Consider the following 18,378-nt stretch of genomic DNA (forward strand, 5'->3'; position numbering starts at 1 on the left):
CACACCCGGCAGCCGGATTCCCCAACCGCTAATCAGGGCTGATCGCGGTACGTTTTGAGCGTCTTAGCGGCAAACAAAAAACGGTCTGAACGAAGATCCATCGTTCAAACCGTTGCTATGCTAGACTGATTAGCCTTTGCTTTGCCTCCCTGTTCTTGCTTTAAGCGCTGCTTCAAGGGACCTGCCAACACATATACGGCCAACTTTTTCCGGAACACCAGGTGCAGGCTTTTCGCCGTAAACAATAATTGCGTCAAATATATATTGCGCCCCCCTTTATACGATGGTGTCTGATACTGTTATTGTTACCGCAGTTCCTTCTCCTTCTGTGCTCTGAATATCAAGCTGTGCGCCTTGCCAACTCTTTACACGCCTGCTGACATTGAAAAAGCCGACTCCGTCGTTTGACGATTCGATGTTCTTTAATTTATTGAGCCGTTCCGGCTGCATTCCTATCCCTGTGTCGCTGATCTTTATGATAATAGTTCCTTCGCTTTTTTGCGCTGATATAAGGACGGTTCCGCCAGCGTACTTTTTGCACAGTCCGTGCTTTATCGCGTTTTCCACCAAAGGCTGAAGGCAAAATGAGGGTATTTCCATGCTTAGCAGCTCCGGTTCAATAGTATATTCAATATTGATTTGCTCACCGAAACGGGCTTTTTCTATGGCAACATAGGCCTTAATCAATTCGATTTCTCTCTCTAAAGATACCAGCATCGATTTATGGTCGACGTCAAAAACAAGCCTTAAATATTTACTAAAATTGATAAGCAGGCTCGCTGCCCTTTCGCTGTCCGTGTAGCAAAACGATACCATCGTGTTGAGTGCGTTATATAAAAAATGAGGCTTGATCTGGGCCTGCAGAAAAGCAAGCTCATTTTTAGCCGCTTCTTCATGGGAACTGGTAATCGCCGCGAAATTATCGTGATAGTGCTGTATCAGCATTTTCGCCATTAAATATGAGCCAACGAACATTAAGCAGGTAATGAATATCTGCATAACCATACGGCTGTCCATATTCCCGGTGACATACATTTTAACGCCAAACAGCATAAGTGAAAGCATACTCGCCAGAAAAACCCAACGAGTTATCTTCACTTTTGAAAAAATTGCCGAAATAAATATGGAAAGCATGAAGGTGCATAGTAAAACGACTGCAATCTCATGAGCCATAATGAGGTAGAAGGAATAGATTACGAGGATAAAGCTGCATAAATACTCTTTGGCCTGAATCGGAACCCGAGCAGAGCGAACCAATAAATCGGCTAGTAAATTCAGGGCACAAATACCTATCGTGGGTGCAATGATAAAGTATTTCAAATAAATATCAGGAGGATTGACAAGGTAATCTCTTGCCCCAAAATACCAGGCGACATGGGCGAAGGCCATTAGAGCAACGCAAATGTACCCGATATTTACGATATAGCGGCACCATTTGATTGAATCCATGGGTGTTTTGATTTTGTATGCGGCGTCTCTGTGTATAACTGCTCTTTTCAACATAGAACATCTCGCCTCTCAAACCTTATCCCTTTGCTAGTCAGAAATAATCTTCACGCTTCCGCTAATATCAGATTTTAAGGTAGTGCATAGTTCCTGTACAAAAAAGATATAACTCCCCCTTACCGGGAAATTATATCTTTCTGGAACAATCGTGAACAAGAAATTTTCGAATTTCCCATGTCGTTACTTAGATCTTTCCCATGCATTTGTTTGGTTGTTTTTTTGCAGCTTCAACTTATATTCATCATTTCCACTGTAAAAATATATTTCATCGCAAGATGGGGATAACTCAACTTGAAATTCGTTTTTAGCACCAATATTACTGTTCAATCCGTATGTTGAATAAAAGGTAATGCGTTTTTTATTGCCGTCTTCACTGGTTTTAAGCGTTCTTACGTACCCCATACTAGTTGCTACACCCACTTTTAGGGTCATTATCTTGCCATCTTCGGATAGTGAGTAATCGACCAGCATAGCACTTGCCATTTTTCCACCAGTACATAAAAACAGCAACCCGATTACTATGATTATTGTAAGTATAGCAATAACTCCTAGTTTCTTTTTCATAGAAGCTTCTCCTTAGATTTATCTCGTGAAAACATATCAAACCTGCGTTTGCGATTCCTGTTCTAAGTATGGGAGCAATAATTTATAATTATTTTAACACTTAGGAAAACAAAAAGAAACCGCTAAATTTCCTGCCGAAATTATCGGTTTCTTTGGCGTCATGATGAAAAAAGTTTTTACGATCATTTGATCTTCAAATTGAATTTATATGTAAATAAGTCATTATCCTAAATTACATCAAGTATCATCTGAATATGTGGAATTCCATCCTCAAGGAATTCTTCCGAAACCTGCTTAAATCCTTGCTGTTCATAGAACTCTTTGGCATATGTCTGTGCTTCTATTTTTATAGCAGCTGCCCCTAACCTATTCTTGGCAACCTTTACTCCTTCTGAGAGGATTCTGCTGCCTATGCCACACCGTCTTTTCACAGCGATCACTCTGCCGATTGATACCTCATTAAAAGAGACGCCCTTATCAACAACTCGTAAATATGCCTGGATTCCGCAATCATCCTTCAGATATATGTGAAATGATTGTTTATCTTTGCCGTCGATCTCCTGATAAGGACAATTTTGTTCAACAACAAACACTGCAACTCTTATTTTAAGAATCTCATACAATTCCTCGGCTGTCAGCTCTTCAAATCTTTTTACTATAAGTTCCATTATTACCCTATCCTTCGTCTTTAAATTCTTGTTTGTCTGTATCGTAGTTATTAAAACCAAGACTGCATCTATAATACCAGATTTTCGGGCATGAAAAAAGATATCTCTTCTATATGCCTCTGACCGGGGATGTGTGACAAGTTTAAAAAGCAAGAACCCCCGTTCGACCACCAGGAGTTCTTGTTTTTATATTAAAGAAAGGAGCAATGACCATCACTACCGCAGCCCACTATACTATATGTCCATAACGAGTAAAACGTGACAACCATATAAAAAGCAGAAGCCCTGTTTCTAATCTCTGATACTTACTTTTCTCTTTTTGATTTTATATATGAGCCGTGGATTATAATCTTTTAGATCTTCAATATTGATATATATTTTAGATCCATTTTCACGTCTACCATAGAAGTGCTTGAAAACAAATCTTATGTATAGATACATGGTCATTACATACAGAGAAGCAAATAAGTAGTACATTTCGAACTTAATTTCGTTCTCTTTTTCAAAGTACCCGTTCAAAAAAAATAAAATATATGCCGTTATTCCTAATATAAAAATAATCATTATAATATGAGTTGTAACTTGTCGTTCAAAATGCTTATACTTTCTCCTTATTATAGCTGATCGTTGCCTTATGTTAATTCTATTAAATGATAAAATAATTAAACTCCAGTCTACTCGCCTATCTCCATTAAAACCAGCATAGTTCCAACACAAGCCAAAAATAGAACCAAATATTGTAACGGCGATAATGAATACTATGCTAGGTACTTTTAAGTTTATCCCTATTCCATACACACAATAGCAAGCCACTGTTACCGAGACCAAAAAATAACAAATTGCGCCCCATCTATGTATTTTAAAAAATAAATCTTTAAACCTATTATCAACCTGATCATATATTTTTTTATTTCCTATTCTTTCCGAAGTATCTATTTCTTTTATGCACTCGAACAACCTAGATGAAATCTTAAGGATTGCGGCAATTGAATAAACAATACAAACTAAAGCTGAAAAAATAAGTGGTACTATTATAACTTGAAGCATTTGTTCATTAGATAAAGGTTCCCGAACAAATAAATCGCTTACAAACATGATCATTTCTGCTAAATAGAATGTTAATAACGCTTCCAAAGGAGCTTGAATAACATTTCCTTTGTGATAATAGATAATATCTCTCAAACTGCACTTTTTACTAATCAAAGAGATCTTTTCAAACCAACTTACGAATTCACTGCTCATTTTCTCCCTCCCATAAGATTTCAGACTATTCCATCTTTCGCTGAGTATCTCATATTCAATCTGTCGAAGTCTCGTGAAAAATGTCCGTAAATAGAAAAGCAGAAGCCCAGCGCATCAAATTTGCACCGGGTTTTTGCTTGCGGAAAGACATTCACTCACTATACTATATGTCCCTACCGTCATCGATGTGACAGGCACCGATTAGTTTTCGGTGCTTTTTTCGTGGGCGATTATCCTATAGACTTACATCAGTAGCAATAGCCTTATGGTTTGAGTATAATTTTGGTAAAAGCAATACAGATTGGAGGGATTGATATTGCCTGTATTTGGAAGCAGGGACTGGTATGGAAACTTTGCCTGTAACTTCATGTATGTTCAGGGAATTAGCGACTTTGATGACAATAGCAGTGTTAAACTTACTCAAGAAGATGCAGAGCAAAGGCTTTCTATCGCTTTGCGAATAGGGAAAGATAAAACTCCCAAATACCTCTTTTACGACCAGATAGTTTCCATCGAAATTAAGAAGAAGCATGGAACAAGAAATCGCGATTTATCTATCAGCTATCATCCAGCAAATAACCCTGACGATGTAAAGATTCTTCTATTCGAGATTGTCGACGCTTCTCTCCATTGGAGAAAATTCATTGGGGCACTCAAGAGTAAAATTCCTCAGCCACCTGAACCTGAACAACTTGATTCTCAGCCTGAGCCAGAAGTTTCTCAATATCTCTAGGAAATCACTTTTAATGAAGGTAAAATGCCAGCTCATACAGAACTGGCATTTTGTTTTGTAAGAGAGGCTAGAGACGCTGTGACGTTGGCCTTAGAAATTGGCGCCAGAGCCGGCGAGATCCAATCACTAAAATGGTCAGACATAGATTTCGATACCAGGATGGTGAATATCTTTATGCAGGGGATAATGGCGAAAAAGCAAAGCGAAGCAAACTAAAAAAGGCCAACCCCAAAGGGCTGACCTTAGCTTAAATCAAATGTTTCAGTTTTGTTCCACCTAATTTTTATTATTTCGAATATCGAAGAAATAAAAAATCCCTGCAATGTCTGCAGGGATTGGCTTTTCGATTGGTGCGAGTGGTCGGAGTCGAACCGACACATCCGTAAAGATAACGGTTTTTGAGACCGTCGCGTCTGCCTGTTCCGCCACACTCGCATGCTGCCTGAGCAGGTCACCTCGGTAACAGGTGACTTAGATATAATAGCATAAACATTAAAAAAGTGTCAAGCCTTTCCTTTAAAAATATCTGATGCTTATGAGCTTGACTTATGAGTCCGCTGCAAATTCTCCGTAGTTCATAAGTTTTTCATAGCGCATAGTTCGCAGTTCATCCGGTGGGAGTTCACGCAGTTCCGCCAAGGCTTCGGCAATTGTCTTCTTCATTTCTTCGGCGGTCCGCTCCACACTCCGGTGGGCTCCACCCAGGGGTTCCTTGATAATGCCGTCGGCGATTCCCAGCTCCAGGAGATCCTGGGCGGTGAATTTTAAAGCGGAAGCAGCTTCCTTAGCTTTGCCCGGATCCTTCCAGAGAATTGACGCACAGCTTTCCGGGGCAATGACCGAGTAGAAGGAATTCTCCAGCAGCAAGACCTTGTTCCCCACGCCTAAGGCCAGGGCGCCGCCGCTGCCTCCCTCTCCGATCACGGTGCAAATAATCGGAACGCTGTATCCTGCCATGGCCTGTAAGCAGCGGGCAATGGCTTCCCCTTGCCCCCGTTCCTCCGCTTCAAGATCACAAGCCGCACCGGGAGTATCGATAAAGGTGAGGATGGGGCGGTGGAATTTTTCCGCCTGATCCATTAAGCGGAGAGCCTTCCGGTATCCTTCCGGATGGGGCATGCCAAAGTTCCTCTGGATATTCTCTTTGGTCCCTCTCCCTTTGATATGGGAAACCACCGTGACGGGAATCCCTTGAAAGATGGCGATACCGCCCACGATAGCCTTGTCGTCGGCAAAGAGGCGATCGCCTTTGAACTCCATGAAATCCTCAAATAGCAAGGGGACATAATCGTAGAAATTCGGCCGTTCCATATGACGGGCAATCTGAACCTTTTGCCAAGGTTCCAGGTTGCCGTAAATTTCTTTTCTTAACCGTACCAGTCTGCGCATGAGCTTGGAGATTTCCGGGGAGAGGTTAATATCCTTCTCTTTGGAGAATTCCTGCAGCTCGGCAATCTTCTGCTCAAGCTCAAGGATTGGCTTTTCAAAATCAAAGTGTTGAGCCATTAAACTGCCCCTTCCTGATGATAACGCAGCAAACGTCCTAGAACCTTTCTCATCTCTGCCCGCTCCACTACACAATCAATCTGCCCGTGGCTCTGATTGAATTCGGCAGTCTGAGCACCTTCCGGAAGTTCTTTACGCATGGTTTGCTTGATGACACGGGGACCTGTAAAGCCAATCAGTGCACCCGGTTCAGCGATATGTATATCTCCTAAAGAAGCATAACTGGCTGTGACTCCCCCGAAAGTAGGATCGGTCAGTACGGAAATATAGAGCAGCCCTTCCTCGGCCAAACGCCCTAAGGCCGCACTGGTCTTAGCCATCTGGTACAAAGAGAGGATTCCCTCCTGCATGCGCGCTCCGCCGGAAGTGGAAAAAATAATCACCGGACAGCGCAATTGGATAGCCCGCTCAATAGCGCGGGTAATCTTCTCTCCGGTCACAGAGCCCATACTGCCCATCATGAAGTTCCCCTCATTAAAAGCCAGAACCACCGGGATTCCTTCGATACTGGCCTGGCCAGTCAGCACGGATTCCGAAACATCGGATTTATTATTGGCTTCCGCCAGCTTTTCTTCATAGTCGGGAAAACTCAGCGGATTCGTGGTCTGAAGCTCCTGATCCCATTCTGCGAAACTCCCCGGATCAACCAGGTGTTCAAGCCTCTCCCGGGCCGGGATGCGGAAATGATAACTGCAGGCCAGGCAGACCCTTTGGTTCTCCACCAAATCCTTATTAAACAGCGCTTCGCCGCATTTGGGACACTTCACCCAGAGACCGTCAGGGAGCTCTTTGCGGGTGGATTCCTGTTCCGGAGAAGGCTCGTCGAAATAAGCCCGCTCCCCTGCCGATGAATTTTTCGGAGGCAGCGAACTGAGAGTTGCGTATTTGCGTTTTTTACGAAATATATCTTTTAACATACCTAGCTCCCCATATAGCTAGTAATAATTTCATGAGCTTCTTCCGCCTCTGACTCAGGGACCAGGATCTCCACCGATGCGTGATCCCCCAGGTGAGCTGAGCCAATGGGTCGAAGCTGAACCAGCATTCCTTCTTCAGAAAGGGCTTTTTTATACTTCTCGGCAATTGCTTTATTGGGCGCAATATAAATAACGGTCCACATGGCAAATCCTCCTTGTTCAAAAAGAGAAACATACCCTTTATTCTGTAGATTAAGCACCATAAGTACTAATTTAAAGACCAGATAATATTTTTCATAATAACACAGGGAAAAGCATCTTGCAAGAAAGCCTGTCCGTGCTTTAGTCATCCATCTCTGGGTGATATTTCTTGTAAATAGCTCTTTCCACATGGGGCGGGACGAATTCACTGATGTTGCCCTTTAAGCTGGCAGCCCATTTAATCGAGCTGGAACTGATAAACGAGAATTCGCTCTGAGTCATTAAGAAAATCGTTTCAATATCCGCAGCCAGCTTTTTGTTCATCAGGGCTAATTGGAATTCATATTCAAAATCCTGCATAGCTCTCAGGCCCCGGATGATGGCATTGGCGCCGCATTGTCTGGCAAACTCCACAGTCAGCCCCTCGAAGCCCCTGATTTTGACCTGGGACAGCTCCCCGGCAGCGGTCTCCAGGAGCTGAATACGTTCTTCCAGGGAAAAAAGGGTGGTCTTATTACTGTCTACAGCTACGGCAACGATCACTTCATCGAAAAATTCCGTTGCCCTTTTCAGGATATCCAAATGCCCATTGGTCACGGGGTCGAAGGTTCCGGGATAAATAGCTATTCGCACTTGTCCTGCTCCTTTTCGCATCGTTTTTACATGGCATTGACCTTCCATACCACATTGCTTTCCCCTAGTATGTTTGACAAGGCCTGAACCAATTCCTCCAAATCATTCACCCAAAGTTCCCGGTTTCCTTGAATCAGTTTTTTATCCTGCTCAAAATAGAACAGCACCGGATGGGTTCCCGAATAATGACGCAGGATCGGCAGGGTCTCTTCGAGAAGAGGCGTCCCTTCGCAAGGAAACCTTAAGTAAAGCTTCCGGGCAGGCACTGCACCAGGCTTCGCGGAAGGTACTGCACTAAGCTTCGGGGGAGACTGGGTTGGGGGCTGAGTTGGCGGCTGGGTTCGAGTCTGAGCTTTCTCCCGGGTCTGAGTTCTCTCGTAGTCCTTGTACCCTATCGGTTTATTTCGCTCTGCCCCATTCTCCAGATCCGTGATACGCTCCGCAAAAATCTTGCGTTCATCATCCCGGATGTTGTATCTTCCTTCCACCACCACGACCTGATCCTCCGTCAAGCGGGCACTTTGGGCAAAAATCCGTGGGAACACCAAAACATCTATGGTTCCGGTTAAATCCTCCAGCACAAAGCTGGCCATCATTTCTCCCCGCTTGGTCACGGTGGTGCGGTATCCGGTGACGATTCCACCCAGGATGACCTTCTTTTCCTCATCTCCTTCGAGACAGGTCAGAATATCCTCAGAGACAGCATTCTTTAGCTTGGGAAGAACACTTTCCAGGGGATGGCCGCTGAGATAAAGACCCAGATATTCCTTTTCCATCGTCAGGAGTTCTCGAGGTGAATACTCTTCGACATCAGGGAGTTCAATCCCTTCATCCAGATTATCACCAAAATCGAACAGGGAAATTTGTCCGCTCTCTTTATCTCTCTGGCGCTGCTGAGCTACCTCCAGGATAGAATCCAAGGCTAAGAGGCCTTGAGCCCTCTTGCACAGCAAGCTGAAGGCTCCGGCTTTGAGGAGACTTTCCAGGACCCGCTTATTGAGAACCTTGGCATCCACACGAATGCAGAAATCATAGAGGGATTCAAAAGGGCCTTCTTGGCGGGCCTCAATAATCTGCTCCACCACATTGACCCCCACATTACGGATAGCCCCTAAGCCAAAGCGAATGCCCCGGCCTTCAATGCTGAAACCCACCTGACTGTACTGAACATCCGGAGGGAGAATTTCAATCCCGCTTTGCCGGGCTTCATGGATATAAAAGGACACCTTGTCCGCTGAACTCATCACCGTGCTGATTAAAGCCGCATTAAACTCCAGGGGATAGTTGGCTTTAAGGTAAGCTGTCTGATAAGAAATTACGGCATAGGCTGTGGCATGCCCCTTATTAAAGCCATATTCGGCAAACTTGGCCATCAAGTCAAAAATTTCCGCAGCCTCTTTTTCCGTAAGGCCAAGTTTTAAGGCACCGGGAATAATATCCTCTCCGGTGGGGCTTTGCAAACCATAGATAAAGCTTTGCCGCTCTTCCTCCATGATCTCCTTTTTCTTTTTCCCCATGGCCCGCCTCAGCAAATCCGCGCGGCCCAGGGAGTAACCCCCTAAATCCCGGGCAATCTGCATGACCTGCTCCTGGTACACGATCACCCCGTAGGTGCTGCGCAGGATGGGCTCCAGCAGAGGATGGAGGTAAGAGACATTTCCCCCATGCTTGCGGCGGATAAACTCAGGAATCTGCTCCATGGGGCCGGGACGGAACAGGGCCACCACCGCGATAATATCTTCAAAACAGGAAGGTTTCAATTCCTTAAGGACATTGCGCATTCCTCCGCTTTCCAGCTGGAATACGCCAGTGCTGTTGCCTGTGGAAAGCATATCAAAGGTGGCTTTGTCATCCAGGGGCAGGCTTTGCAGATCCAGCACTTCCCCTCGATTCCCCTCAATTTGTTTTAAGGTCTCCTGGATGATGGTCAGGTTGCGCAGCCCCAGGAAGTCCATTTTAAGGAGGCCCACTTCTTCCACCGTCTTCATGGGGAATTGGGTCATGGTGAAGCCCCCGTCGGAAGTCCTTTGCAGGGGGATATAGGTATCCAGGGCATCCTTGGCGATCACCACACCGGCGGCATGGGTGGAAGCATGACGAGGCATTCCTTCGAGGGAGCGGGCGATTTCATAAAGTTTCTTAATCTCCCCATCCTCTTCCAGGAGCTTCACCAAATCGGGGGATACAGCCAGGGCTTTTTCCAAAGTCATCCCTAAGTCACTGGGGATAGCTTTGGCCACTTTATCCACCCGGGCCAGAGGAATTCCCAGCACTCTGCCCACATCACGAATGGCCGCTTTGGCGCCCATAGTTCCAAAGGTAATGATCTGGCAGACCTTATCGGCGCCGTATTTTTCCATAACATAGTTGATCACCCGCTCCCGGCCGTCCGGGTCAAAGTCTATATCAATATCCGGCATGCTGATCCGCTCCGGATTCAAAAACCGCTCAAAAAGCAGATCGTGCTGCATCGGTTCTACGGTGGTGATCCCCATCAGATAAGCCACCATACTGGCGGCGGCCGATCCCCTGCCCGGCCCCACGGCAATACCATTTTGACGGGCATACTGACAAAAGTCCGCCACGATCAGAAAATAGCCGGAGAACCCGGTTTGGGAGATGACTCCTAACTCATAATCCAGCCGCTCTTTTTCTTCGCTCCTTTGGTTGGGGTAAAAAAGCGGAAAAGCTTCATAGCATTTTTTTCTCAGATAGGTATCCAGGGTATATCCTTCCGGAACTTCAAAGACCGGCAAATAATTGTCCCCGAATTTAAAGTCTACCTGACAGCGTTCTGCGATCCGGGCCGTGTTCTCCAGAATCTCCGGATGCTCACCAAACAGCAGATTCATCTCCGCTTCCGATTTCAAGAAAAACTCCTCGCTGGAAAAGCTCATACGGCTGGCATCGGTGAGGTTCTTTCCGGTCTGAATGCAGATGAGCACATCCTGGATAAAGGCATCCTCTTTGTTGACGTAATGGACGTCGTTGGTGGCTACCATGGGAATCCCTGTTCGGCGCTGCACCTCAAACATTCCCGCATTAACCCGCTGCTGCTCCTCCAGGCCATGGTCCTGGACTTCCAAAAAGAAATTCCCTTTGCCGAAGATCTCTTCATACTCCAACGCACTCTCTACCGCTGTCTCCAGCTGATTATTGAGGAGATACTCCGAGACTTCTCCCGCTAAGCAGGCGCTTAAGGCAATCAGCCCCCGGCTGTGCTTTCTCAGGATATCCTTGTCCACCCGGGGTTTATAATAAAAGCCCTCGATATGAGCCATGGAAACAAGTTTAATGAGGTTTTTGTACCCTTCTTCATTTTCAGCCAGCAGCACAAGATGGCGGTTGTTGTCATCCCGCCCCGGCACCCTCTCCGTCCGCCGGTGGGGGGCCACATAGACTTCACAGCCAATAATAGGCTTAATACCGGCCTTTTTGCAGGCTTTATAAAAATCAATAATACCATACATGACACCGTGATCGGTAATCGCCACGGAGGGCATACCCAGATCGACGGCTTTTTTCACCAGTTTCTCAATCCGGGCCGCCCCGTCAAGAAGGCTGTATTCCGTATGGACATGGAGGTGAACAAATCCCATAATCAGACCTCCTTTTTGTACTCGCGTCGTAGCACGTTCACTTTCAGTCAAATGACGTCACTACGCTATTCTCATTATGAAAGAAAGACCCTGATAACTCAAGGCCTTTCCCCTATTTAATTCCACTATTTAATTAAGAAACCTTTTTATCGCCCATTCTGGCGGTCATCAGGGCTTTGGCCAAAAGCTGATTATTGGCATAGACATCAATCTCAATGTTGCAGTGTTTTTTCGCCACCAGCAGCAATTTGACCGTAATGCGGACTTCCGTCCCTACGGGGATGGGCTGCAATTGATAGAAGGTAAAATTCTCTGTAATCGCATCCAGCCGGTATTGCTTGCGCAGGGCAATGTATCCGGCCATATTCATTAAAGTCACCAAAACCCCGGGACTGGCGGAACCAAATTCATTGATCATAAACCGGGTAATCTCGCCCTCGATAGTCAGGTACTCGGGGTCCTCCACATAACGGAAACCGCTTAAAATCAGATTGTCTACGGTTTCACCGAACTGAGGCTGCTTCTGGATCTGCTGATAGGCTTCCAAGACGTCCTGCAAGCTGATAATGCCGATCAGCACTCCTTGGTCAACCACTGCGGCAATCTCCCAGCCTTCCCAAAGCATAATGCGGGAAATATGGGTTACGGAGTCTTCCCGGCCCACCACATAAGGGTTGGGATTCATCACTTCCACCACGGTAGTATTCATCTCGGCGCCGGCTACATCGATGGCCGTAATCATGCCGACCACGATATTCTCCTCGTCGACAACGGGAAAGCGGCTGTGGGTTGTTTGCTGAGAAAGCTCGTGCCAATCCCCTACGGTAGCACGGGTGGTCAAATAATTCACATCCTTGACCATAATATCCTCAACCAAAATAAGCTCTTTTTCAATCAAACGATCATAAAGAGCCCGATTGATCATGGTGGTCACGGCAAAGGTATCATAAGGAGTCTGAATAATGGCCAGGTGATTTTCCTTAGCCAGCCGGATGATATCCTCCTGGGGTTCAAATCCTCCGGTGATCAGCAGAGGGGAGCCTTTCTGCAAAGCAAGCAATTGGGCATCGTGGCGATTCCCGACGATACACAAAGAATTGTCTTCTAAGTATCTCTCCATGGCATCCAGTTCCATCGCCGCAATCAAAAACTTATTGGGCGAGTTATCCAGACTTTCAAAACCACAAAGCACAATCCCTTCAGCAATTTGCGAGACTTCGCGCAAGGTTAAATCTTCAATGCGTCGTTCCTTAGCTCCTTCAATCCGGATGGTCCCCACTTTGGGGATGGAACGGACATATCCTTTATTCTCTGCTTCTTTAATGGCCCGGTAAGCGGTTCCTTCGCTGACATCCAGCTCTTTGGCAATAAAGCGGACAGAGACCTTGCTGCCTACGGCAAGGCCCTCAATGAAACTTAAAATTTGTTGATGTTTCGTCTGACTCAATCGTAACGCTCCCTACTTTATCAAGCGATTTTCAGACTCAATTATACCACATCCGGTGGTCTGAAAGGCATATTCCCGGTTTTATTTTGAAAAATATTTTGTCGAATCAGCATCTGTTATATAATTCAAAGCCAAGCTAATCCAGGGAATTATCTTTCCCCTGCTGGCTTCTGCTTTTGATGCGCTGCGTCATTAAGCCCCCGATTTTTCCGGCGTCTTTTGCTGAAAGTGAATGCCAGCCCTTTAAGCGCACCTGATCGATAAGGCCTAATTCTGCGGCAATCTCCATTTTCAACGCTTCCAGCGGATCTGTTCTTTTCAGCTTAATATGTTTTTGTTTTCCTTTCATCAAATCATCCCCCTGCTCATCCCTTGTCCCTCGAAATAGGGACAAAGATGCCTTTTCTCAATGGGTTGTTGTTTTAAGCGACAGCGACCCTCAACGTAGTAGTAACAGTTAGCAGCACAAGGTCTTCGTGTCATTGTGAATCAACTCCTTATCCAAAACTTGCCAGGCGCAGAGTGTTTACAGGTGAAAGCGTCTGATGAGCCGCGTTATCTATCCATTGCTTATTTAAAGCATAGATAGGTATAAAGAGAGTTTTTCCGAAACACCCATAAAAAATACCCACCTTATGCGGCAGGTATTAAAACAACAACTCTATCAATTATTAAATGATAAGATTAAATGAACAGAGATTGGCCAGGGGCTAAAATCTCCCCTTTGCTGGCCGGGAACTTTCTCTTTAAAAGCTCGATGAACTCCTGAGGGTCCTGTTGGATAATCGGAAAGGTATTATAATGCATGGGAATCAAATAGTTGGGCCTTAAAAGGGTAGCGGCATAGACCGCTTCCTCCTGCCCCATGGTGTAGTTGTCCCCAATCGGCAGCATGGCGGCTGCCAAGGGGTGCCGCCGTCCGATCAGCTCCATATCCCCGAAAAGCCCTGTATCCCCCGCATGGTAAATCCATTTGCCATCCATCTGGATCAAAAATCCGCAGGCCATACCGGCATAAGTAAAGGATTCTTCTTCTCCTGGCGGTTCAAAGACCGAGCCGTGCAGGGCTTGGGTCAAACGCACCGTGCCAAAGCTAAAGGTATGCTTGCCGCCGATATGCATGGCATGGGTCTTCGCCCCATACTTGGCACAGAGACGGGCCAGCTCAAAGACACAAATAAGGGGAGCTCCGGTCTTTTGTGAGAGTTCGATGGCATCCCCCAAATGATCGGAATGCCCGTGGGAAACCAGAATCCCGTCAAGGTGCGTGAAATGTTCCGGGCCCACATCGGCGGCGGGGTTCCCGTTCAGGAAAGGATCGATCAGTATTCTGCCCTTTTCCCCAATGATTTCGAAGCAAGCATGACCGTGAAAGCGAATTTCCATTTTTACCACTCCTTAAGTGCAACTCATCAACACTCATTATACTTATTTGCTGTGCTTCCGGCTCATGACACTGAGCAAGGCGGTACGACGCATTAAAATGATCACCAAGAGAGCAAAATCCGCACTTAAAAGGGCTGCCGCCCAAACCCAGGAACCCAGGGCGCCTAATACGGCTGCCATGCCAAAGCATCCGCTCATGGCGTAAAGCAGCAGCACAGCCTGAGGCTGGCTAAAGCCGGCATCCAACAAGCGGTGGTGAAGATGTCCCCGATCCGCCGTGGCGATGGAATGGCCCCGCAATTTTCTGCGGATGATGGCAAAGGTCATATCCGTCAGGGGCATACCCAAGACAAGGAGAGGAAACACCAAACCCAGGACCGTGGCGGTTTTCAATAACCCCATAATCGAGATTCCGCCGATAATATAGCCCAGAAACATACTCCCGGAATCCCCCATAAACACCCGGGCCGGATGAAAATTAAAGAATAAAAAGCCTAAGGCCGCACCGGCTAAAGCCAAGGTCAGGTGGGCTTCCGTTACCTCATTAATGCGGATGGCCGACCAACAGAGCAGCAGAGCGGCTTCAAAGCAGATCCCTGCGGCAAGACCGTCCAAGCCATCGGAAATATTCACTGTATTCACCAGTCCTACAATCCAAAAGACTGCTAAGACCAGGCCAAGCCATCCTAAACCAATGGACACAAAATCCAATTTCATCCCGATGATGGGAAGAGAAATCTGACTCATCGAAAAACCGAAGAAAAGCAAAAGGGCAGCCGCAATAATCTGCCATACCAATTTCACCATGGGACGCAGGTCAAATATATCGTCCACAACCCCGACGATGACAATAATCGTACTGCCGAAAAACAATCCCCAAATCTGCCGATCCCATATACCCATAATGATCACGGCAATCCAGAACGCTGCATAGATGGCAATGCCGCCGATCCGGGGAATAGGGGTCTTATGTACGCGGCGGCCTCCTGGGTAATCGATGGCTCCCCAACGTCTCCCCAGTTTCATGGACAAGGGAGTGGCGATAACGGCAATGATCAAGGCAATAACAAAGGTTAAAACAAAGGTCATGTCTTTTCCTCCAGAAGTCAAACAATACTAATCCTAAGTCAAACAATCCTACATTTTATACGAGTCCTGGGTTTCCCCACTGGCGCAAGGCTTCATAGACTACTACAGCTACAGAATTGGAAAGATTTAAGGACCGGGCATCGGCACGCATAGGCAGGCGCAGAATCGTCTCCGGATAGCGGGCCAGAATTTCCGGAGAGAGCCCCTTGGTTTCTTTGCCAAAGAGGATATACCCTCCCGGTTGGTAGTGAATATCCGTATGAAGGCGTTGTGCTTTGGTGGTTGCCAGGTAGCGGGGGCCTTGGGGATTCTTGGCTTCGAATTCAGCATAGTTTTCGTAAATGCGAATATCCAGCATATCCCAATAATCTAAGCCGGCTCGTTTTAAGTGCTTATCGCTTATTTCAAAGCCTAAGGGTTTGACCAGATGCAAGGCGGCTCCCGTAGCGGCGCAGAGCCTTGCTACATTGCCTGTATTGGGGGGAATCTCAGGTTCGACTAATACTATGTTAAGATGTGCCATTAATCTACATATCCTTTCGCAATGCGCAATAAATCATCACTCTATTATACCCTAAATCTTGAAAATGCCCAAGAATGTCTCACTAATTTGTCCAAAAAACGGTCGGATTCTGCTTAAAGTAGATTAACAATCAAGTTTTTTCGTGATATGATATTTTAGAATCTTCTTCCTTTCTTCCCTATCCTATATAATAATTTGTATTATCCTCTCTTGTTGTACTACAGAATAGTGTGATATGATGTTTTAAAACTTAATTGAAAGGAGTTTGTTCATGCTCACACATGATGAACGTAAGCTTCTCGAACTCATTGCCAATGATTTCCGCTTATCCCTTGAAGAACTTTCGATTCAGACCGGTTTGTCGGAAGAGTTTATAAAAGAGCGCATTAAGCAATGGGAAGAAGAAAAAGTTATTGCTCAATACTGTCCGCTGATCAATTGGGAACGGACCGGCGAGCCCATGGTAACCGCTTTAATCGATGTTAAGGTTCTTCCTCAGCGAGGTTATGGGTTCGATAAAATAGCCCGCCGTCTGCAGAAATTCCCTGAGATCAAAGCGGTTTACCTGATGTCGGGAGGTTATGACCTTTCCCTATTAATTGAAGGGAAAACCATGCAGGAAGTAGCCTTATTTGTGGCCGAAAAACTTGCTCCCCTGGAGCATGTCACCGACACAACCACCCATTTTATCCTCAGACGCTATAAGCAAAATGGCGTGGAGCTCCTTGGGGAAGATGATAATCCCGAAAGGCTGGTGATTTCACCGTGAATCAGTACCTTTCACCGATCGCGGCCAATTTACCGCCCTCAGGGATCCGCAAATTCTTTGATCTGGTCTCAACAATGAAAAATGTGATCTCTCTTGGTGTCGGCGAACCGGATTTTGTCACGCCATGGACCGTGAGAGAGAGCGGCATCTTTTCCCTTGAGCAAGGACAAACCATGTATACCAGCAACTCAGGACTTCTGGAGCTGCGGCAGGCCCTCTCCTGGAATATGGAGAAAAAGCTGGGCCTGGAATACAATCCTAATGATGAAATCCTGATCACCGTAGGCGCCAGCGAAGCCGTCGATCTGGCGATGCGCGCCCTGCTCGGCCCGGGAGACGCCCTCTTGCTTACAGACCCTGCCTATGTCTCTTACGGCCCTTGTGCAACCCTGGCCGGTGCGGAAGTTCATTATGTTCCCACCCGGGAAGAAGAAGATTTCCGGGTGCGGGTAGAGGATCTGGAGCGGGTCTATACCCCCAACGCCAAGGTTCTGGTGCTCTCCTATCCTAATAACCCTACCGGAGCCATCATGACCTGGGAAGACTACCAACCCATTGCCAAGTTCGTCCAGGATCATGATTTGATCGTTGTGGCTGACGAGATCTATTCGGATTTGAGCTACGGCGGCAGCCATACAGCCTTCGCCAGCTTGCCCAATATGAGAAACCGCACCTTGCATATCAGCGGTTTTTCCAAATCTTATGCCATGACCGGCTGGAGAATCGGCTATGTGGCCGGACACCATGACTTTATCCAGGCCATGACCCGGATTCACCAATATACAATGCTCTGTGCTCCCATCACCGCCCAACTGGCCGCTTTAGAAGCGGTCCGCTCCGCCGAACAGGCCATGCAGGATATGGTGGCAACCTATGATCGCCGCCGCCGACTGATGGTTCATGGCTTCCGCAAAATGGGCTTATCCTGTTTCGAGCCACTGGGCGCCTTCTATACCTTCCCCAGCATCAAAGCTACTGGGTTGACCTCGGAGGAATTTGCCAATGAGCTTCTGCGGGAAGAAAAAGTAGCCGTGGTTCCCGGTACAGCTTTCGGCCCCTCGGGAGAAGGACATATCCGCTGCTCCTATGCTTATTCCACGGAACAGATTCAAGAGGCCTTAACCCGGATGGAGCGCTTCGTCAGCAAGCGCATCAGGTAAGAAGCCTTTCCTTTACTGTATAAAGCAAAACTACGCTGGAGTGTGCCCAGAAACATGGCGTTCTTGGTACATTCCAGCGTAGTTTTATTGAGGAGGGCACTTTTTGCCTTTTACTATTCTAGTAGTGCTAACATAAATGTTGACCACAAAAATAGGGTTTGCTAACCAAAAAGTTGACCACCTCCAGAGCCTAATTCTGTATGATTGGAGTTGCTGAGACAACAATCGTACAGGGGGAAGGACATGCTAGAGATGGTCGATAAAGAGTATATCAGAAAGAAGCATTTCGTTGAAGGGTGGTCCATCCGAAAGATTAGCCGTAACTTGAAAGTGGCCCGGCAGACCATACGTAAAGCCCTCAATGATTCCCATATTCCTCACTATCAACTGACTAAAGAAAAGCCCTCGCCCGTTTTAGATCCCTATAAAGAAATT

At 46.4% G+C, this 18,378-nt stretch carries 18 protein-coding genes, 1 tRNA gene and 1 pseudogene; 5 read left to right on the top strand and 15 right to left on the bottom strand.

The window, feature by feature from the left end; all coding sequences use genetic code 11:
* Window positions 1-276: 276 nt before the first annotated feature.
* From BUA14_RS20285 to BUA14_RS20300, 4 genes are all read right to left on the bottom strand, one after another.
* Window positions 277-1,503 carry a sensor histidine kinase gene (locus BUA14_RS20285; RefSeq protein ID WP_072774262.1) on the bottom strand — a complete coding sequence of 409 codons (1,227 nt, stop codon included), beginning with the start codon at window positions 1,501-1,503 and terminating at the stop codon, window positions 277-279.
* A 183-nt stretch (window positions 1,504-1,686) separates the two neighbouring features.
* Complete coding sequence (locus BUA14_RS20290; protein ID WP_072774263.1) at window positions 1,687-2,070, bottom strand: hypothetical protein; 384 nt, start codon at window positions 2,068-2,070, stop codon at window positions 1,687-1,689.
* A gap of 227 nt (window positions 2,071-2,297) precedes the next feature.
* Window positions 2,298-2,891: a GNAT family N-acetyltransferase gene (locus tag BUA14_RS20295; RefSeq protein ID WP_242954702.1), complete on the bottom strand. Its 594-nt coding sequence runs from the start codon at window positions 2,889-2,891 to the stop codon at window positions 2,298-2,300.
* A 138-nt stretch (window positions 2,892-3,029) separates the two neighbouring features.
* Window positions 3,030-3,980 (bottom strand): hypothetical protein, encoded by a 951-nt coding sequence (locus tag BUA14_RS20300; RefSeq protein WP_072774264.1) that lies wholly within the window; start codon window positions 3,978-3,980, stop codon window positions 3,030-3,032.
* A 316-nt stretch (window positions 3,981-4,296) separates the two neighbouring features.
* Here BUA14_RS20300 and BUA14_RS20305 point away from each other — a divergent pair, with 316 nt between their 5' ends.
* On the top strand, window positions 4,297-4,713 hold the full coding sequence (locus tag BUA14_RS20305; protein WP_072774265.1) for a hypothetical protein: 417 nt from the start codon (window positions 4,297-4,299) through the stop codon (window positions 4,711-4,713).
* Between the two features lie 24 nt (window positions 4,714-4,737).
* The gene (locus BUA14_RS29005; protein WP_072774266.1) at window positions 4,738-4,929 is read left to right on the top strand and encodes a tyrosine-type recombinase/integrase; all 192 of its coding nucleotides are present in this window, start codon (window positions 4,738-4,740) and stop codon (window positions 4,927-4,929) included.
* Between the two features lie 132 nt (window positions 4,930-5,061).
* Here the strand turns inward: BUA14_RS29005 and BUA14_RS20315 are convergent.
* From BUA14_RS20315 to BUA14_RS20370, 11 genes are all read right to left on the bottom strand, one after another.
* Window positions 5,062-5,148 (bottom strand) — tRNA-Leu (locus BUA14_RS20315).
* 111 nt (window positions 5,149-5,259) lie between these two features.
* Window positions 5,260-6,219, bottom strand: coding sequence for an acetyl-CoA carboxylase carboxyltransferase subunit alpha (locus BUA14_RS20320; RefSeq protein WP_072774267.1), 960 nt, complete (start codon window positions 6,217-6,219; stop codon window positions 5,260-5,262).
* Entirely contained in the window at window positions 6,219-7,136 is a 918-nt protein-coding gene (accD, locus tag BUA14_RS20325; protein WP_072774268.1) for an acetyl-CoA carboxylase, carboxyltransferase subunit beta, read from the bottom strand. The genes BUA14_RS20320 and accD overlap by 1 nt, the downstream gene beginning before the upstream one ends.
* Window positions 7,137-7,138: 2 nt before the next feature.
* On the bottom strand, window positions 7,139-7,339 hold the full coding sequence (locus BUA14_RS20330) for a putative signal transducing protein (protein ID WP_011459626.1): 201 nt from the start codon (window positions 7,337-7,339) through the stop codon (window positions 7,139-7,141).
* A gap of 139 nt (window positions 7,340-7,478) precedes the next feature.
* A complete protein-coding gene (gene coaD / locus BUA14_RS20335; protein WP_072774287.1) occupies window positions 7,479-7,970 on the bottom strand; it encodes a pantetheine-phosphate adenylyltransferase in 492 nt (163 codons plus the stop codon).
* Between the two features lie 26 nt (window positions 7,971-7,996).
* Window positions 7,997-11,569 carry a DNA polymerase III subunit alpha gene (locus BUA14_RS20340; RefSeq protein WP_072774269.1) on the bottom strand — a complete coding sequence of 1,191 codons (3,573 nt, stop codon included), beginning with the start codon at window positions 11,567-11,569 and terminating at the stop codon, window positions 7,997-7,999.
* A 133-nt stretch (window positions 11,570-11,702) separates the two neighbouring features.
* Window positions 11,703-13,016, bottom strand: a complete 1,314-nt coding sequence (locus BUA14_RS20345; protein WP_072774270.1) for a DRTGG domain-containing protein — start codon at window positions 13,014-13,016, stop codon at window positions 11,703-11,705.
* Window positions 13,017-13,152: 136 nt separating this feature from the next.
* Window positions 13,153-13,410 carry an alpha/beta-type small acid-soluble spore protein gene (locus BUA14_RS20350; protein ID WP_427846698.1) on the bottom strand — a complete coding sequence of 86 codons (258 nt, stop codon included), beginning with the start codon at window positions 13,408-13,410 and terminating at the stop codon, window positions 13,153-13,155.
* Window positions 13,411-13,700: 290 nt separating this feature from the next.
* Window positions 13,701-14,402, bottom strand: a complete 702-nt coding sequence (locus BUA14_RS20360; protein WP_072774273.1) for a metal-dependent hydrolase — start codon at window positions 14,400-14,402, stop codon at window positions 13,701-13,703.
* A 42-nt stretch (window positions 14,403-14,444) separates the two neighbouring features.
* The gene (locus BUA14_RS20365) at window positions 14,445-15,491 is read right to left on the bottom strand and encodes a glycosyltransferase family 4 protein (protein ID WP_072774274.1); all 1,047 of its coding nucleotides are present in this window, start codon (window positions 15,489-15,491) and stop codon (window positions 14,445-14,447) included.
* A 55-nt stretch (window positions 15,492-15,546) separates the two neighbouring features.
* A complete protein-coding gene (locus BUA14_RS20370; protein ID WP_072774275.1) occupies window positions 15,547-16,014 on the bottom strand; it encodes a tRNA (cytidine(34)-2'-O)-methyltransferase in 468 nt (155 codons plus the stop codon).
* Between the two features lie 271 nt (window positions 16,015-16,285).
* Between BUA14_RS20370 and BUA14_RS20375 the strand changes: the two genes are divergently transcribed.
* From BUA14_RS20375 to BUA14_RS20385, 3 genes and pseudogenes are all read left to right on the top strand, one after another.
* Window positions 16,286-16,783: an Lrp/AsnC family transcriptional regulator gene (locus tag BUA14_RS20375; protein WP_072774276.1), complete on the top strand. Its 498-nt coding sequence runs from the start codon at window positions 16,286-16,288 to the stop codon at window positions 16,781-16,783.
* Entirely contained in the window at window positions 16,780-17,943 is a 1,164-nt protein-coding gene (locus tag BUA14_RS20380) for an aminotransferase class I/II-fold pyridoxal phosphate-dependent enzyme (RefSeq protein WP_072774277.1), read from the top strand. Before BUA14_RS20375 ends, BUA14_RS20380 begins: the two co-directional genes overlap by 4 nt.
* 243 nt (window positions 17,944-18,186) lie before the next feature.
* Window positions 18,187-18,378, top strand: a pseudogene (locus BUA14_RS20385) (IS21 family transposase); the annotation flags it as partial.

Origin of the sequence: Desulfitobacterium chlororespirans DSM 11544 (genome assembly GCF_900143285.1) — a bacterium.
GTDB classification, from domain to species: domain Bacteria; phylum Bacillota; class Desulfitobacteriia; order Desulfitobacteriales; family Desulfitobacteriaceae; genus Desulfitobacterium; species Desulfitobacterium chlororespirans.

Bases quoted from the DNA above. Each gene is read 5' to 3' on its own strand.
- BUA14_RS20285 (WP_072774262.1), bottom strand. From the start codon at position 1,503: ATGTTGAAAAGAGCAGTTATACACAGAGACGCCGCATACAAAATCAAA.
- BUA14_RS20290 (WP_072774263.1), bottom strand. From the start codon at position 2,070: ATGAAAAAGAAACTAGGAGTTATTGCTATACTTACAATAATCATAGTA.
- BUA14_RS20300 (WP_072774264.1), bottom strand. From the start codon at position 3,980: ATGAGCAGTGAATTCGTAAGTTGGTTTGAAAAGATCTCTTTGATTAGT.
- BUA14_RS29005 (WP_072774266.1), top strand. From the start codon at position 4,738: ATGCCAGCTCATACAGAACTGGCATTTTGTTTTGTAAGAGAGGCTAGA.
- BUA14_RS20320 (WP_072774267.1), bottom strand. From the start codon at position 6,219: ATGGCTCAACACTTTGATTTTGAAAAGCCAATCCTTGAGCTTGAGCAG.
- accD (WP_072774268.1), bottom strand. From the start codon at position 7,136: ATGTTAAAAGATATATTTCGTAAAAAACGCAAATACGCAACTCTCAGT.
- BUA14_RS20330 (WP_011459626.1), bottom strand. From the start codon at position 7,339: ATGTGGACCGTTATTTATATTGCGCCCAATAAAGCAATTGCCGAGAAG.
- BUA14_RS20340 (WP_072774269.1), bottom strand. From the start codon at position 11,569: ATGGGATTTGTTCACCTCCATGTCCATACGGAATACAGCCTTCTTGAC.
- BUA14_RS20360 (WP_072774273.1), bottom strand. From the start codon at position 14,402: ATGGAAATTCGCTTTCACGGTCATGCTTGCTTCGAAATCATTGGGGAA.
- BUA14_RS20365 (WP_072774274.1), bottom strand. From the start codon at position 15,491: ATGACCTTTGTTTTAACCTTTGTTATTGCCTTGATCATTGCCGTTATC.
- BUA14_RS20370 (WP_072774275.1), bottom strand. From the start codon at position 16,014: ATGGCACATCTTAACATAGTATTAGTCGAACCTGAGATTCCCCCCAAT.
- BUA14_RS20375 (WP_072774276.1), top strand. From the start codon at position 16,286: ATGCTCACACATGATGAACGTAAGCTTCTCGAACTCATTGCCAATGAT.